This is a genomic window from Pseudomonas sp. XWY-1, assembly GCF_002953115.1.
Lineage (GTDB): Bacteria > Pseudomonadota > Gammaproteobacteria > Pseudomonadales > Pseudomonadaceae > Aquipseudomonas > Aquipseudomonas alloputida.
Window position 1 is genome coordinate 1,800,910 of record NZ_CP026332.1, and the last position, 17,036, is coordinate 1,817,945.

Below are 17,036 nucleotides of genomic sequence, written 5' to 3' on the forward strand. Positions count from 1 at the left end.
GAGGACACGGCATGCAGCAACTAATCGAATCGGTAAGCGCGCTTTCTTCCGAGAAGCGCAAAGCCTTGGCGATTCTGCTGAGTCAGAAGGGGGTCAACCTCTATGGCATCGCGCCGATTTTCCGGCGTGATGCCGACGAGCCCCTTCGGCTGTCCTATGCCCAGGAGCGTCAGTGGTTCCTCTGGAACCTGGAACCGCACAGCGCGGCGTATCACATCCCCACGGCGCTGCGCTTGCGCGGCGCCCTGGACATGGCCGCGCTGCAGCGCAGCTTCGCGACGCTGATCGAGCGTCACGAAGTACTGCGCAGCGTGTTCGTCGAGGTCGACGGGCAGTTGCTGCAGCAGGTTCGCGCGCCGTTCGCGCTGCCGCTGCCGGTGCAGGTACTGACCGATGCCGGGCAACTGGAACAGGCGGTGGCGGGGGAGATCGCCGTGCTCTTCGACCTGGGCGAAGGGCCGTTGCTGCGCGCGCGCCTGCTGCAGGTGAGCGAAGACGACCATGTGCTGGTGTTGACCCAGCACCACATCATTTCCGACGGCGCCTCGATGCAGTTGATGGTCGAGGAGCTGATCAACTGCTATGGCGCGTTCAGTCGTGGCCAGCAGCCCGAACTGCCGGCGCTGCCGATCCAGTATGCCGACTATGCATTGTGGCAGCGCCAATGGATGGAGGCTGGCGAGCGCGAGCGCCAATTGGCCTACTGGACCACCCGCCTGGGCGGTGAGCAGCCGGTGCTGGAATTGCCGCTGGATCGTCCGCGGCCAGCGCTGCAGAGCTTGCGTGGCGCACGCCTGGATATCGAGCTGTCGGCCGAGCTGGGCAAGGGTTTGCAAGAGGTAGCGCGGCAGCAGGGGGCGACCCTGTACATGGTCCTGCTGGCGTCGTTCCAGGCGCTGTTGCACCGCTACAGCCGACAGCGCGATATCCGTGTCGGCGTGCCGATCGGCAACCGCAACCGCGCCGAGACCGAGCGCCTTATCGGCTTCTTCGTCAATACCCAGGTGCTCAGCGCCGAAGTCGATGGTCAGGCGCCGTTCACCACATTGCTGCAACAGGCCAAGGAGGCGGCGCTGGGCGCCCAGGAGCATCAGGACCTGCCGTTCGAGCAACTGGTCGAAGCCTTGGCGCCGGAGCGCAACCTCAGCCACAGCCCGTTGTTCCAGGTGCTGTTCAATCACCAGGCGCACCGTGGCGCGGGCCGGCAGGCCTATGAGCTGCCGGGGCTGCGGGTCGAATCGCTGAACTGGGAGAGCCAGACCGCGCAATTCGACCTGATGCTCGATACCCATGAAGAGCAGGGGCAGTTGTGGGCGTCGCTGACCTACGCGACCGACCTGTTCGACTCAACCACCATCGAGCGCCTGGCGGGCCACTGGCAGGCGTTGCTCGAAGGTATCGTCAGCGCCCCCGGCACGCGCGTCAGCGAGTTGCCGATGCTGACGACGGCGGAACGTGCCGCAACGCTGGCTGCCTGGAATACCGCCCCGGCCACGTTCGCACCGAGCCAGCCGCTGCACCGCCTGATCGAAGCCCAGGCGGCCCGCGCGCCGCAGGCGCCGGCGCTGGTCTGCGAAGGCGAACAGTTGAGCTACGCCGAGCTGAACCGCCGGGCCAACCGGATCGCCCACGCGCTGATCGCCCGAGGCGTCGGCCCGGACGTGCTGGTGGGCCTGGCCGCGCCGCGTTCGCTGGAGATGGTGGTCGGCCTGCTGGCCATCCTCAAGGCCGGTGGTGCCTACGTGCCGCTGGACCCGGCCTATCCGCTGGATCGCCTGCACTACATGATCGAGGACAGCGGCCTGCAGTTGCTGCTCGGCCAGGGCGACCTCGGGCTGAGCCTGGCGGCGAACGTGCAGGTGCTGGACCTGGCCGCCGACTACGCCGACTACGCTGACTTCGCCGAGGTCAACCCGAACGTTGCGGTGGACCTGGATAACCTGGCCTATGTCATCTACACCTCCGGCTCCACCGGCAAGCCGAAGGGCACCTTGCTGCCGCACCGCAACGTGCTGCGCCTGTTCGAGGCCACGGACGGCTGGTTCGGCTTCGGCCCGCAGGACTGTTGGACGCTGTTCCACTCCTATGCCTTCGACTTCTCGGTATGGGAGCTGTTCGGCGCCTTGCTGCATGGTGGCCGCCTGGTGATCGTGCCGCAGGATGTCAGCCGTTCGCCGGAGGCCTTCTACCAACTGCTGTGCGAGCAGCGGGTAACCGTGCTCAATCAGACGCCGTCGGCGTTCCGCCAGCTGATGCAGGTGGCCTGCGCTGAAGGCCAGCGCAGCGACCAGCAGCTGCGCTACGTGGTGTTCGGCGGCGAGGCGCTGGAGGTCGGCAGCCTGCGTCCGTGGTTCGAGCGCTTCGGCGATCGTGCCCCGCAACTGGTCAACATGTACGGCATCACCGAAACCACGGTGCACGTGACCTACCGTCCATTGTCGCGGGCTGACCTGGCGCAGAGCGCGTCGAGCCCGATTGGTGTGCCGATCCCGGACCAGAGCCTGTACGTGCTCGACAGCGACCTCAACCCGGTGGCCGCCGGCTGTGTCGGCGAGCTGTACGTCGGTCGCCAGGGCCTGGCCCGTGGCTACCTCAAGCGCGCCGACCTCAGCGCCACGCGCTTCATTCCCGACCCGTTCGGCGAGAGCGGGGCGCGGCTGTACCGCAGCGGCGACCTGGCACGCTGGCGCGCCGATGGGGTGATCGAGTACGTCGGGCGGATGGACCATCAGGTGAAGATCCGTGGCTTCCGCATCGAGCTGGGCGAGATCCAGGCGCGGCTGCAGGCGCTGCCCCAGGTGCGCGAGGCCGTGGTGCTGGCCCAGGAGGGGGCGAGCGGCACCCAGCTGGTCGGTTACCTGGTGGCCGAGCAAGCGGTGGCGGACCAGGCGATCTGGCGTGAGGCGGTCAAGGCCGCACTGCGCGAAGACCTGCCGGAGTACATGGTGCCGGCGCACCTGCTGCTGCTCGAGCGCATGCCGCTGACCGCCAACGGCAAGCTCGATCGCCGTGCCTTGCCGGCGGCGGATGCCAGCCTACTGCAACAGGCCTATGTAGCCCCGCAAAGCGAAATGGAACAGCGCATTGCCGCTGTCTGGGCCGATGTGCTGCGTCTGGAGCGGGTCGGCTTGAGCGACAACTTCTTCGAGCTGGGTGGCGACTCGATCATTTCCATCCAGGTGGTCAGCCGTGCCCGTCAGGCCGGCATACATTTCACTCCCAAGGAGCTGTTCCAGCACCAGACCGTGCAAGGCCTGGCCCGTGTGGCGCGCGAGGGCGGCGCGGCGCAGCGCATCGACCAAGGGGCGGTGCAGGGCGGCATGCCGCTGCTGCCGGTACAGCAGTGGTTCTTCGGCGAAGTGAGCGACGAGGCGCACCACTGGAACCAGTCAGTGCTGCTGCGTCCCACTCGGGCCTTGCAGGCGGCGACCGTCGAGGCGGCCTTGCAGGCCCTGCTGGTGCAGCACGATGCGTTGCGCCTGCGCTTTACCCGCGAGCAGGGTCAGTGGCAGGCCAGTCACGGTCAGCCTGGCCAGGCCAAGGACCTGCTCTGGCAGCGGCAGGCCGCCGACCAGGACGCGCTGCTGGCACTGTGTGAAGCGGCGCAACGCAGCCTGAGCCTGGAAGGGCCGCTGCTGCGTGCTGTGCTGGTCGGCATGGACGACGGCAGCCAACGCTTGCTGCTGGTGATCCACCACCTGGTCATCGACGGCGTGTCCTGGCGCGTGCTGTTCGAGGACCTGCAACAGGCCTGCGCGCAACTGGATGCGCAGCAGCCTGTGCGGCTGCCGGCGAAAACCAGTGCCTACAAGGCCTGGGCCGAGCGTTTGGGGGAGCACGCCCGTAGTGACGCCATGGCGCGCGAGCTGGCCTGGTGGCAGGGCCAGCTGGCCGATGCTCCGCAGGACCTGCCGTGCGCCAATCCGGCCGGCGGCCAGCAGAACCGCCATGCCCGCAGCCTGCATACGCGGCTGGACAGCGAGCTCACCCGGCAGTTGCTGCAGCAGGCCCCGGCGGCTTACCGCACCCAGGTCAACGACCTGCTGCTGACCGCGCTGGCCCGGGTGGTGGGCCGCTGGAGCGCGCAGCACACCGTGCTGATCCAACTTGAAGGGCATGGTCGCGAAGACCTGTTCGACGACATCGACCTGACTCGCACCGTCGGCTGGTTCACCACCTTGTTCCCGCTGGCCCTCACGCCTGCGCAGGACCTGGCGGGGTCGATCAAGGCGGTCAAGGAGCAACTGCGTGCCGTCCCCGCCAAGGGCATCGGCTACGGCATGCTCCGCCATCTGGGCGATGCTGCGGTGCAGGCCGGTCTTGCCGCCTTGCCGGTGCCGCGTATCACCTTCAACTATCTGGGGCAGTTCGATGGCAGTTTCGACGCCGAGCAGGGTGCGCTGTTCGTCCCGGTCGGCGAGCCGCGCGGCGAGGAGCAGAGCCCGGCGGCGCCGCTGGGCAACTGGCTGACGCTCAATGGGCAGGTCTACGGTGGTGAACTGGCCATTGGTTGGACCTACAGCCACGAAATGTTCGATGAGGCCACGGTCCAGGCCTTGGCCGATGACTATGCCGCCGAGCTGAAGGCGCTCATCGCCCATTGCTGCGACTCGCGCCATGCCGGTGTCACGCCCTCGGACTTCCCGCTGGCACGCCTGGATCAGGCGCACCTCGACCAGTTGCTGGACGATCCGCGCGCGGTCGAGGATGTCTATCCGTTGTCGCCGATGCAGCAGGGCATGCTGTTCCATAGCCTGTATGGCCAGGGCAACGGCGACTATATCAACCAGATGCGGGTGACCGTGGAAGGCTTGCAGGTCGAGCGTTTCCGCGCGGCCTGGCAGGCGTCGGCCGATGCCCAGCCGATCCTGCGCAGTCGCTTCGCCTGGGAAGGTGACATCGGCCAGCCGCTGCAGATCGTCCAGCGCCAGGTCCAGGTGCCGTTCGACTACCTCGACTGGCATGCCGAGGCCGAGCCTGGCGCACGCCTGGGCGCCCTGGCCGAGGCCGAGCGCGCTCGTGGTTTCGACCTGCGTGAGGCGCCGTTGCTGCGCATGACCGTGGTGCGCACCGGCGAGCAGCGCTTCGAGCTGATCTACACCAACCATCACATCCTCATGGACGGCTGGAGCAACTCCCAGTTGATGGGGGAAGTCCTGCAGCGTTATGCCGGGCAGGCGCCGGCCCAGGCCGGGCGTTACCGCGACTACATCGACTGGTTGCAGCGCCAGGATCCGGCGGTCAGTGAAGCGTTCTGGCGCGAGCGCCTGGCCGAGCTGGAGGCGCCCACACGTTTGGCCCAGGGCCTGCAGGCCGAGCCTGGCAGCGGGTACGCCAGCCATGTGCGGCTGGTCGACGCCGAGCGCACGCAGCGTCTGGAAACCTTCGCCCGCCAGCAGAAGGTCACTGTCAACACACTGCTGCAAGCGGCCTGGCTACTGCTGTTGCAGCGCTACAGCGGGCAGGCCACGGTGGCCTTCGGCGCCACCGTGGCGGGCCGGCCGCTGGAGCTGCCGGGTATCGAGCAGCAGATCGGTCTGTTCATCAACACCCTGCCGGTGATCGCCACGCCACAGCCGGCCCAGTCCGTGGCCGACTGGCTGCAGGCAGTGCAGGCGCTCAACCTTGGCTTGCGTGAGCACGAGCACACGCCGTTGTTCGATATCCAGCGCTGGGCCGGGCAGGGCGGTGACGCGCTGTTCGACAGCCTGCTGGTGTTCGAGAACTACCCGGTGGCCGAGGCCCTGGAGCGTGGCGCGCCACAGGAGCTGCGCTTCGGCAGCGTCGACAGTCGCGAGCAGACCAACTACCCGCTGACCCTGGGCGTGAACCTGGGCGGTACCCTGGAGCTGCACTATAGCTTCATGCGTGCCCATTTCGATGAGGCGGCCATTGTCCGCCTGGACCAGCAACTGATCGGCCTGATGGAGCAGTTCAGCCAGGCGCCCACCGCGGCGTTGGGCAACCTGAGCCTGCTCGATAGCCAGGCCCAGCAGGCCCTGGCCGTGGCCAACGCGCCGCAGCCATGGCAGGACGGCTTGCTGGTGCACCAACGCATCGCCGCCCAGGCCGCGCGCCGGCCTCAGGCTCCCGCGGTACTGTTCGGCGACCAGGTGCTGGACTTCGCCAGCCTGGAGCGTCAGGCCAACCAACTGGCCCATCGCCTGGTCGCCGAAGGCGTAGGCGCCGAGATCCGTGTCGGCGTGGCCTTGCCCCGTGGGCCGCAGGTGATCGTCGCCTTGCTCGCGGTGCTCAAGGCCGGTGGCGCCTATGTGCCGCTGGACGCCAGCTATCCGGCCGAGCGCCTGGCCTACCTGATGCAGGACTCCGGTATCGCCCTGTTGCTCACCGACTCGACCTTGCGCGGGCAACTGCCGCTGCCGGCGGCGTTGGCTGCCCTCAATCTCGACCAGCTCGACCTGACCGCACAGCCGACCCATGCGCCGCAAACAGTGGTGCAGCCGCAGAGCCTGGCCTATGTGATCTACACCTCCGGTTCCACCGGCAAGCCCAAGGGGGTGTGCGTCGAGCATGGCCCGCTGGCGATGCACTGCGAAGCCATCGGCCGGCGCTATGCCATGGTCGAGGACGATTGCGAGCTGCACTTCATGTCGTTCGCCTTCGACGGCGCTCATGAGCGCTGGCTCACCGCGTTGACCCACGGCAGCCGCCTGCTGGTGCGTGATGACAGCCTCTGGGAGCCAGGCCAGACCTGCGCGCGCATGTGTGAGCACGGCGTGACGGTGGCGGCGTTCCCGCCGGCGTACCTGTTGCAGATGGCCGAGCACGTCGAGCTGCATGGCCAGGCGCCGAAGGCGCGCATTTACTGCTTCGGCGGCGACGCGGTGCCCCGTGACAGCTACCAGCGCGTGCATGCCGCCCTGGCGCCGGAGCACATCATCAACGGCTACGGCCCGACCGAGACGGTGGTGACCCCGCTGATCTGGAAAGCCGACCGCGCTACCGACTGCGGCGCTGCCTACGCACCGATCGGCACGCGTATCGGCGACCGTCGCACCTATGTGCTGGCCGCCGACCTGAGCGTCCTGCCAGCCGGCCTGCAGGGTGAGCTGTACCTTGGTGGCCACGGCCTGGCCCGTGGCTACCTGGACCGGCCGGGCATGACCGCCGAGCGCTTCGTTCCCGATCCGCACGGCGAGCCAGGCGCGCGCCTGTACCGCAGTGGCGACCTGGTACGCGAGCGCCGCGATGGCGTGTTCGACTACCAGGGGCGAGTGGACAACCAGGTGAAAATCCGCGGCTTCCGCGTCGAACTGGGCGAAGTCGAGGCCCGCCTGCTGGCCCAGGCTGGCGTGCGCGATGCCGCCGTGGTCGCCCGGCCAGGCCCGAGCGGCCAGCAGTTGGTCGGCTATGTGGTGGCGTTGCAGCCAAGTCAGGCTGATGCCGCGTGGTGCGACGCGCTCAGGGCGAGCCTGCGCGAAGTGCTGCCGGACTACATGGTTCCGGCGCATGTCCTGTCGCTCGCCAGCATGCCGCTGACCCCCAACGGCAAGCTTGACCGCAAGGCGCTGCCGCAGCCTGAGGCCGGTCAGTCCCGACATGATCACCAGCCACCGCGTACCGCGCTGGAGCAGACGGTGGCGGCGATCTGGGCCGATGTGCTCAAGCTGCCGCAGGTGGGCTTGCACGATCACTTCTTCGAGCTGGGTGGTCACTCGTTGCTGGCCACCCAGGTCGTCGCCCGGGTGCGTCACGCCCTGCAGGTCGAGGTGGCGCTGCGTACCTTGTTCGAGCATGGCACCCTGCAGGCATTCTGCGCCCAGCTATCGGAGTCTGCCGACGCAGCGGTGCCCGCCATCGGCCTGGCCGATCGCTCGCGGGCGCTGGCATTGTCCTATGCCCAGGAGCGCCAGTGGTTCCTCTGGCAGCTGGCCCCGGACAGCGCCGCCTACCATATTCCGGTGGCCCTGCGCCTGCGTGGCGCGCTGCGTGTCGAAGCCCTGCGCCGGGCGTTCGAACACCTGGTGGCGCGGCACGAGAGCCTGCGCACGGTGTTCGTTCATGCACAGGGGCGTACCGAGCAGGTGATACAGGCGCCGTACGCCTTCGAGCTGCCGCTGGAGGTGCTGGCCGATGCCAGCGATGCCGCGCTGCTGTCGCGGGTGGAACAGGAGGTCGCACGTCCGTTCGACCTCGGGCAGGGCCCGCTGCTGCGCGCCTGCCTGTTGCGCCAGGGCAGCGATGAACATGTGCTGGTGCTGGTGATGCATCACATCGTCAGCGATGGTGTGTCGATGCAGGTCATGGTCGACGAGCTGGTGGCCCTGTACGACGCCTTTGACCAGGGGCAGGCACCGAGCCTTGCGCCGTTGCCGATCCAGTACGCCGACTATGCCGTCTGGCAGCGCCAGTGGATGGATGCTGGTGAGCGTGAGCGGCAGCTGACCTATTGGGTCGAACGCCTGGGCGGCACGCAGCCTGTGCTCGAACTGCCGCTGGATCACCCGCGTCCGGCGATGCGCAGCCAAGCCGGTGCCAGTTTGACGCTGGCCCTGCCCGGTGAGCTGCAGCAGGCATTGCGCGCGCTGGCCAGGGAACAGGGGGTGACGCTGTTCATGCTGTTGCTGGCGGCTTACCAGACGTTGCTGCACCGCTACAGCGGCCAGTCCGACATCCGTGTCGGTGTGCCGATCGCCAACCGCAACCATGCTCGCACCGAAGGCATGATCGGCTTCTTCGTCAATACCCAGGTGCTCAAGGTCGAGTTCGCGCCGCAGGCGACCTTTGCCGCGCTGCTCGGCCAGGTGCGCCAGGCGGCGCTGGAGGCCCAGGCCTACCAGGACCTGCCGTTCGAGCAACTGGTCGAGGCCCTGGCGCCGGAGCGCAACCTCAGCCACAGCCCGCTGTTCCAGGCACTGTTCAACTACCAGAGCGGCGCGCGCCGTGGCCAGGGCGCGCAACAGGCGCACGCCTTGAGCGTCGAAGGGCTGCAATGGGATACCGGTGTCGCCCAGTTCGACCTGACCTTGGATGTGTTCGACAGCGAAGAGGGCGTGCTGGCCTCGTTGGTGTATGCCACCGACCTGTTCGAGCGCTCGACCATCGAGCGGCTGTCGACCCACTTCATCAATCTGTTGCAAGGCATCGTCGAGCAACCGCAACAACCGGTGGCCGAACTGCCATTGCTGGCGGCCGCCGAGCGCGAGCGCACCCTGGTCACGTGGAACGCCACCTCTGAACATTACCCGCTGGAGCAGAGCATCCAGCAACTGATCGAGGCCCAGGTGCAGCGCACCCCGGATGCCCCGGCGCTGGCCTTCGGCGAGACGCGCCTGAGCTACGCCCAGCTCAACGCCCGCGCCAACCGCCTGGCCCATCGCCTGATCGCCCTGGGTGTCGGCGCGGATGTGCTGGTGGGCATCGCGGTGGAGCGTTCGGTGGAGATGGTGGTCGGTTTGCTGGCCATCCTCAAGGCCGGTGGTGCCTACGTGCCGCTGGACCCGGAATACCCCGAAGAGCGCCTGCGCTACATGATCGAGGACAGCGGCGTGCAACTGCTGCTGACCCAGAGCCACCTGCAACTGCCGCTGGCCGAAGGCGTGCAGACCCTGGCGCTGGACCTGGAACCGGGCGCGGATGACGCGGGCAACCCGAACGTGGCGGTGGCCCCTGAAAACCTGGCCTATGTGATCTACACCTCCGGCTCCACAGGCCGGCCAAAAGGCGCGGGCAACCGCCATTCGGCCTTGGTCAACCGACTGTGCTGGATGCAGCAGGCCTATCGACTGGATGCTCGCGACAGCGTGTTGCAGAAAACGCCGTTCAGCTTCGACGTGTCGGTGTGGGAGTTCTTCTGGCCCTTGATGACCGGTGCGCGACTGGTGGTTGCCGCGCCGGGTGATCATCGCGACCCGGCCCGTCTGGTCGAGCTGATCACCGGCGAAAACATCACCACGCTGCACTTCGTACCGTCGATGCTCCAGGCGTTCCTGCAAGACAGCGGCGTGCCGCGCTGCACCAGCCTTGCGCGCATCGTCTGCAGTGGCGAAGCGCTGCCGGCCGATGCCCAGCAGCAGGTGTTCGCCAAGCTGCCGAAGGCCGGCCTGTACAACCTGTACGGCCCGACCGAGGCGGCCATCGACGTGACCCACTGGACCTGCCGCGAGGAAGGGCGCGACAGCGTGCCGATCGGCGAGCCGATTGCCAACCTGGCCTGCTACATCCTCGACGCCGAGCTGCAACCGGTGCCGGTGGGCGTGCTGGGCGAGCTGTACCTGGCCGGCGCGGGCCTGGCGCGCGGCTACCACCGCCGCCCGGGGCTGACCGCCGAGCGTTTCGCCGTGAGCCCATACGGCAATGGCGAGCGCATCTACCGCACCGGCGACCTGGCGCGCTACCGCGCGGATGGGGTGATCGAGTACGCCGGGCGTATCGACCACCAGGTCAAGCTACGTGGCCTGCGCATCGAACTGGGTGAGATCGAGGCGCGCCTGCTGGAGCACGACCTGGTGCGTGAAGCCGTGGTGACGGTGCCGGACGGCAAGCAACTGGTCGGTTATGTGGTGCTGACCGGCGAGGCCGCCGATTGGCAGGCGCAACTGGCCGAGCACCTACGCCGTGGCCTGCCGGACTACATGGTGCCGAACCAGTGGCTGGCACTGGACAGCCTGCCGCTGTCGCCCAACGGCAAGCTCGACCGCAAGGCCTTGCCTGCCGTGGATGCCGCGCAATCGCAGCGTGCCTATGTGGCGCCGCAGAGTGAACTGGAACAACAGGTCGCGGCAATCTGGGCGCAGGTCCTCGGGCTTGAGCGAGTCGGCCTGACTGACAACTTCTTCGAACTGGGCGGGCATTCCCTGCTGGTGATCAATATCGTGTCGCGTATTCAACTCGAACTGGGGCTGAAGCTGGTCCCGCAACTGCTGTTCCAATACCCGGTGCTTGGTGCTCTGGTGGCGCAACTGCAAGCCACCGGCGCACAGGTGCAGGATTCGACCCTGAGCCGTCTGGAAGACCTGCTTGACGACATGGAGGGGCTGTGATGGACAGCACCGTTGCCGCGCGGATCGCTCGCCGCTTCATCACCTTGCCACTGGACAAGCGTGCCCTGTACCTGGAGAAGATGCTGGCCGAGGGCGTGTCCCCGGCCAACCTGCCGATCCCCGAGGTGCAGTCGGCCTTCGAGCAACTGCCGCTGTCCTTCGCCCAGGAGCGCCAGTGGTTCCTCTGGCAGCTGGAGCCGCACAGCAGTGCCTATCACATCCCCATGGCCCTGCGTCTGCGCGGCCGGCTGGATCGCCAGGCGCTGCAAGGTGCCTTCGAACGGTTGGTGGAGCGGCATCAGACGCTGCGCACCCGTTTCGTCTTCGACCAGACGCGCCCATTGCAGGTGATCGACCCCGTGGCCGGGTTGGCCATCGCCCATGAGGTGGTCGGGCCGCTGGACCTGGCACAACTGGAGGCCCGGGTGGCCGAAGAAACCCGTCAGCCGTTCGACCTTGAGGCGGGGCCGCTGCTGCGGGTGCGTCTGCTGGAGCTGGCGCCCGACGATCAGGTGCTGGTGCTGACTCAGCACCATATCGTTTCCGATGGCGTGTCGATGCAGGTGATGGTCGGCGAGCTGATCGCCCTGTATGCCGGCTTGAGCCTCGGCCAGGCGCCGACCCTGGCGCCGCTGCCGATCCAGTATGCCGACTATGCCCTGTGGCAGCGCCACTGGATGGAGGCGGGCGAGCGTGATCGCCAGCTGGCCTACTGGACCGAGCGCCTGGGCGCGCAGCAACCGGTGCTGGAACTGCCGCTGGATCACTCGCGGCCGGCGCAGCCCAGCTACCGTGGCGCGCGTTGCAACCTGCAACTGCCGGCGGCCTTGAGTCATGACCTGCAAGCCCTGGCCCGGGCCGAGGGTGGCACCTTGTTCATGCTGCTGCTGGCGGCATTCCACGCGTTGTTGCACCGCTACAGCGGCCAGGACGATATCCGCATCGGGGTGCCCAGCGCCAACCGCAACCGGGTCGAGACCGAAGGGCTGATCGGTTATTTCGTCAACACTCAGGTGATTCGTGCCCAGGTCGCTGGCGAGCAGCCCTTCGTCGAATTGTTGCGCCAGGTGCGCCAGCACGCGTTGGATGCCCAGGCCTATCAGGAGCTGCCGTTCGAGCAACTGGTCGAGGCCCTGGCGCCGGAGCGCACCCTGGGGCTCAATCCGCTGTTCCAGGTGATGTTCAACCATCAAGCGGCCGGCCGTGGCGGGGCGACCAGCGCGCGCCTGGGCGACCTGCAGATCGAAGGCGTGGACAGTGTCACCGAAGTGGCTCAACTGGACCTGACCCTGGAGACCCGCGAATCGCCAGAGGGATTGGAGGCGTCGTTCATCTATGCCACCGACCTGTTCGAGCGCTCGACCATCGAGCGGCTGTCGACCCACTTCATCAATCTGCTGCAAGGCATCGTCGAGCAACCGCAACAACCGGTGGCCGAACTGCCATTGCTGGCGGCCGCCGAGCGCGAGCGCACCCTGGTCACGTGGAACGCCACCGCTGAAAACTACCCGCTGGAGCAGAGCATCCAGCAACTGATCGAGGCCCAGGTGCAGCGCACCCCGGATGCCCCGGCGCTGGCCTTCGGCGAGACGCGCCTGAGCTACGCCCAGCTCAACGCCCGCGCCAACCGCCTGGCCCATCGCCTGATCGCCCTGGGTGTCGGCGCGGATGTGCTGGTGGGCATCGCGGTGGAGCGCTCGGTGGAGATGGTGGTCGGTTTGCTGGCCATCCTCAAGGCCGGTGGCGCCTACGTGCCGCTGGACCCGGAATACCCCGAAGAGCGCCTGCGCTACATGATCGAGGACAGCGGCGTGCAACTGCTGCTGACCCAGAGCCACCTGCAACTGCCGCTGGCCGAAGGCGTGCAGACCCTGGCGCTGGACCTGGAACCGGGCGCCGATGACGCGCGCAACCCGAACGTGGCGGTGGCCCCTGAAAACCTGGCCTATGTGATCTACACCTCCGGCTCCACAGGCCGGCCAAAAGGCGCGGGCAACCGCCATTCGGCCCTGGTCAACCGACTGTGCTGGATGCAGCAGGCCTATCGACTGGATGCTCGCGACAGCGTGTTGCAGAAAACGCCGTTCAGCTTCGACGTGTCGGTGTGGGAGTTCTTCTGGCCCTTGATGACCGGTGCGCGACTGGTGGTTGCCGCGCCGGGTGATCATCGCGACCCGGCCCGTCTGGTCGAGCTGATCACCGGCGAAAACATCACCACGCTGCACTTCGTACCGTCGATGCTCCAGGCGTTCCTGCAAGACAGCGGCGTGCCGCGCTGCACCAGCCTTGCGCGCATCGTCTGCAGTGGCGAAGCGCTGCCGGCCGATGCCCAGCAGCAGGTGTTCGCCAAGCTGCCGAAGGCCGGCCTGTACAACCTGTACGGCCCGACCGAGGCGGCCATCGACGTGACCCACTGGACCTGCCGCGAGGAAGGGCGCGACAGCGTGCCGATCGGCGAGCCGATTGCCAACCTGGCCTGCTACATCCTCGACGCCGAGCTGCAACCGGTACCGGTGGGCGTGCTGGGCGAGCTGTACCTGGCCGGCGCAGGCCTGGCGCGCGGCTACCACCGCCGCCCGGGGCTGACCGCCGAGCGTTTCGCCGTGAGCCCATACGGCAATGGCGAGCGCATCTACCGCACCGGCGACCTGGCGCGCTACCGCGCGGACGGGGTGATCGAGTATGCCGGGCGTATCGACCACCAGGTCAAGCTGCGTGGCCTGCGCATCGAACTGGGTGAGATCGAGGCGCGCCTGCTGGAGCACGACCTGGTGCGTGAAGCCGTGGTGACGGTACCGGACGGCAAGCAGCTGGTCGGTTATGTGGTGCTGACCGGCGAAACCGCCGATTGGCAGGCACAACTGGCCGAGCATCTGCGCCGTGGCCTGCCGGACTACATGGTGCCGAACCAGTGGCTGGCACTGGACAGCCTGCCGCTGTCGCCCAACGGCAAGCTCGACCGCAAGGCCTTGCCGCGCCCGGACCAGACCGTCAAGGCTCGCGACTATCAGGCGCCGGCCACACCGACCGAAATCGCCCTGGCCGAGATCTGGCAAACCGTGCTGGGCGCAGGCCCGGTGGGAGTTACCGAGAATTTCTTCGCCCTGGGCGGCGACTCGATCATGTCGATCCAGGTGGTCAGTCGTGCGCGACAGGCCGGGATCCATATCACGCCCAAGGCATTGTTCCAGCACCAGACCGTGCAGCGCCTGGCGGCCGTGGCCCAGCTCGGGGAGGCGGTGGTGCCACGTATCGACCAGGGCCCGGTGACGGGCAGCGCGCCGCTGCTGCCGTTCCAGCAATGGTTCTTCGACCAGCGCATGAGCGAGCCGCAGCACTGGAACCAGTCGCTGTTGCTGCGCGGCACCGAAACGGTGGATGCCAGCGCATTGGAGCAGGCGCTGCTGGCACTGTACGCCCAGCACGACGCCCTGCGCCTGCGCTTTGCCGACGGCAGCGCCGAACACGGTCCGCTGCAACCGGCCCAGCCGTTGCTATGGCGTGCCGCGCTGCGCAGCGCCGAGGAAATCGAGGCGACCTGCGAAGAGGCCCAGCGTAGCCTGGACCTGGCCCAGGGCCCGCTGCTGCGTGCGGTGCTGATCGACCTGGCCGACGGTGGCCAGCGCCTGCTGCTGGTGATCCACCACCTGGTGGTCGATGGCGTGTCCTGGCGCGTGCTGCTGGAAGACCTGCACGATGCCTACCGCCAGGCCCTGGCGGGCAGCACGCCGAAACTGCCGACCAAGACCAGCGCCTTCAAGACCTGGGGCGAACGCCTGCAGCAGCATGCCGCAAGCCTGGACAGCGAGCTGGCCTACTGGCAAGGGCAACTGGCCGGTGCGCCGCTGGACCTGCCCGAGGCCGAGCTGGGCGCCAGCCTGCAGAACCGTCACCGCCAGAGCGTGCAGGCACGCCTGGATGCCGAGCTGACCCGACGCTTGCTGCAACAGGCCCCGGCGGCCTACCGCACCCAGGTCAACGACCTGCTGCTGACCGCCTTGGCCCGGGTGGTGTGCCGCTGGAGCGGCGCCGATTCGGCGCTGGTGGAGCTGGAAGGCCATGGCCGCGAAGACCTGTTCGACGACATCGACCTGAGCCGTACGGTGGGCTGGTTCACCAGCGCCTACCCGGTGCGCCTGACCCCGGCCGCCGAGCTGGGCGCCTCGATCAAGCAGGTCAAGGAACAGCTGCGCGGCGTGCCGCACAAGGGCATCGGTTTCGGCGCTTTGCGCTACCTGGGCGACGAGGCTGCGCGCGCGAGCCTGGCCGGGCTGCCGGTGCCGCGCATCACCTTCAACTACCTGGGCCAGCTGGATGGCCAGTTCGATGAGCGGGCGCTGTTCGTGCCCGCTGCCGAAAGCGCAGGTGAGGAGCAGAGCCCGCTGGCGCCGCTGGGCAACTGGCTGGTGCTCAATGGCCAGGTGTATGGCGGCGAGCTGAGCCTGGCGTTCAGCTTCAGCGGGCAGATGTTCGCCCGCGCGACCATCGAGCGGCTGGCGCGGGCCTACGAGGCGGAGCTGGCGGCGCTGGTCGAGCACTGCCAGGCGCCGCAAGGGTTGACGCCGTCGGACTTCCCGCTGGCGGGCCTGAGCCAGGCGCAACTCGACGCACTGCCAGTGGCGGTGGCCGAGGTCGAAGACATCTACCCACTGTCGCCGATGCAGCAGGGCATGCTGTTCCACAGCCTGTCCGACGAAGGCGACGACCTGTACGTCAACCAGCTCAGCCTGCCGGTCGAGGGGCTCGAGCAAGAGCGCTTCCGCGCCGCCTGGCAGCATGTGATCGGCCGTCACGAGATCCTGCGTACCTCCTTCCACTGGGAAGGCGGCCAGAGCGCGCCGTTGCAGGTGGTGCACCGTCACGTCGACGTGGCTATGACCATGCTCGACTGGCGGGCACGATCCTTTACCGCCGCCGACCTCGAGACGGTCGCCCGCGCGCAGCGTGGCTTCGACCTCGGCCAGGTGCCGCTGCAACGCCTGTTGCTGGTGCGCACGGGCGACGCCGAGCACCAGCTGGTGTGGACCAGCCACCATATCCTCATGGACGGCTGGAGCAGTTCGCAGTTGTTCGGCGAGGTGCTGCAGCACTACGCCAGCGGTGAAGTGACCGGCGACAGCGGCCGCTACCGTGACTTCATCGCCTGGTTGCAGGAGCAGGATCAGGGGCGCCTGCAGGACTACTGGCAGGGCCGTCTGCGCCTGCTCGATGCGCCGACCCAACTGAGCCAGTCGATTCACCCGCGGCACACTGCAGACCTGCCGGGGCACGAGGCGCTGTACACCCGTTGGGACGCCCAACGCACCGCCGCCTTGCAGCAGCACTGCCGGGCCCAGGGCATTACCGCCAACACCCTGATCCAGGGTGCCTGGCTGTTGCTGTTGCAGCGTTACACCGGACAGCGCAGCGTGGCCTTCGGCGCTACAGTGGCCGGTCGTCCCGAGAGCCTGGCCAACGCTCAGCACATGCTTGGCCTGTTCATCAACACCTTGCCGGTGATCCAGACCCTCGAGCCGACACAGCGCCTGGATCAGTGGCTGCAGCAACTGCAGGCCGACAACCTGGACCTGCGCGAGCACGCCCATGCGCCGCTGGCCGACATCCAGCGTTGGTCGGGGCAGGGTGGCCAGGCCCTGTTCGACAGCATCATCGTGTTCGAGAACTACCCCATCGACCAGCGCCTGGAACAGGCCCAGGGCGGCCTGCGCTTCGGCGCCTCGAGCAGCCACGACGTCACCAACTTCCCCATGGACCTGGCGGTAACCCTCGGCGAGACCCTGGCCATCGAGTACCTGTTCCTGCGCAGCCACTTCACGCCCGAGGCCGTGCAGGGCATTCGCGCACTGATGGAGACCTTGCTGCAGTCGATGATCGACAGCCCTGTCGAATACATCGGCAACCTGCAACGGCTCAGCCCGGCGCAGTATCAGGCGCTCGACGCCTGGGGCGCGGTGCCGGCGCAGGCCGGCGAGCGGGTGATGCTGGCGCAACTGATCGCTCGCCAGGCGGCCGCGCGGCCCGAGGCCATCGCCG

Annotated in this window: 1 protein-coding gene and 1 pseudogene; both read left to right on the top strand. The window is 67.8% G+C overall.

What is annotated here, in order from left to right:
* Positions 1-11: 11 nt before the first annotated feature.
* Positions 12-11,003, top strand: coding sequence for a non-ribosomal peptide synthetase (locus PRJ_RS30325; RefSeq protein WP_104961106.1), 10,992 nt, complete (start codon positions 12-14; stop codon positions 11,001-11,003).
* Positions 11,003-16,879: pseudogene (locus tag PRJ_RS30640) on the top strand (amino acid adenylation domain-containing protein); the annotation flags it as partial. The gene PRJ_RS30325 and the pseudogene PRJ_RS30640, both read left to right, overlap by 1 nt.
* Positions 16,880-17,036 lie beyond the last annotated feature (157 nt).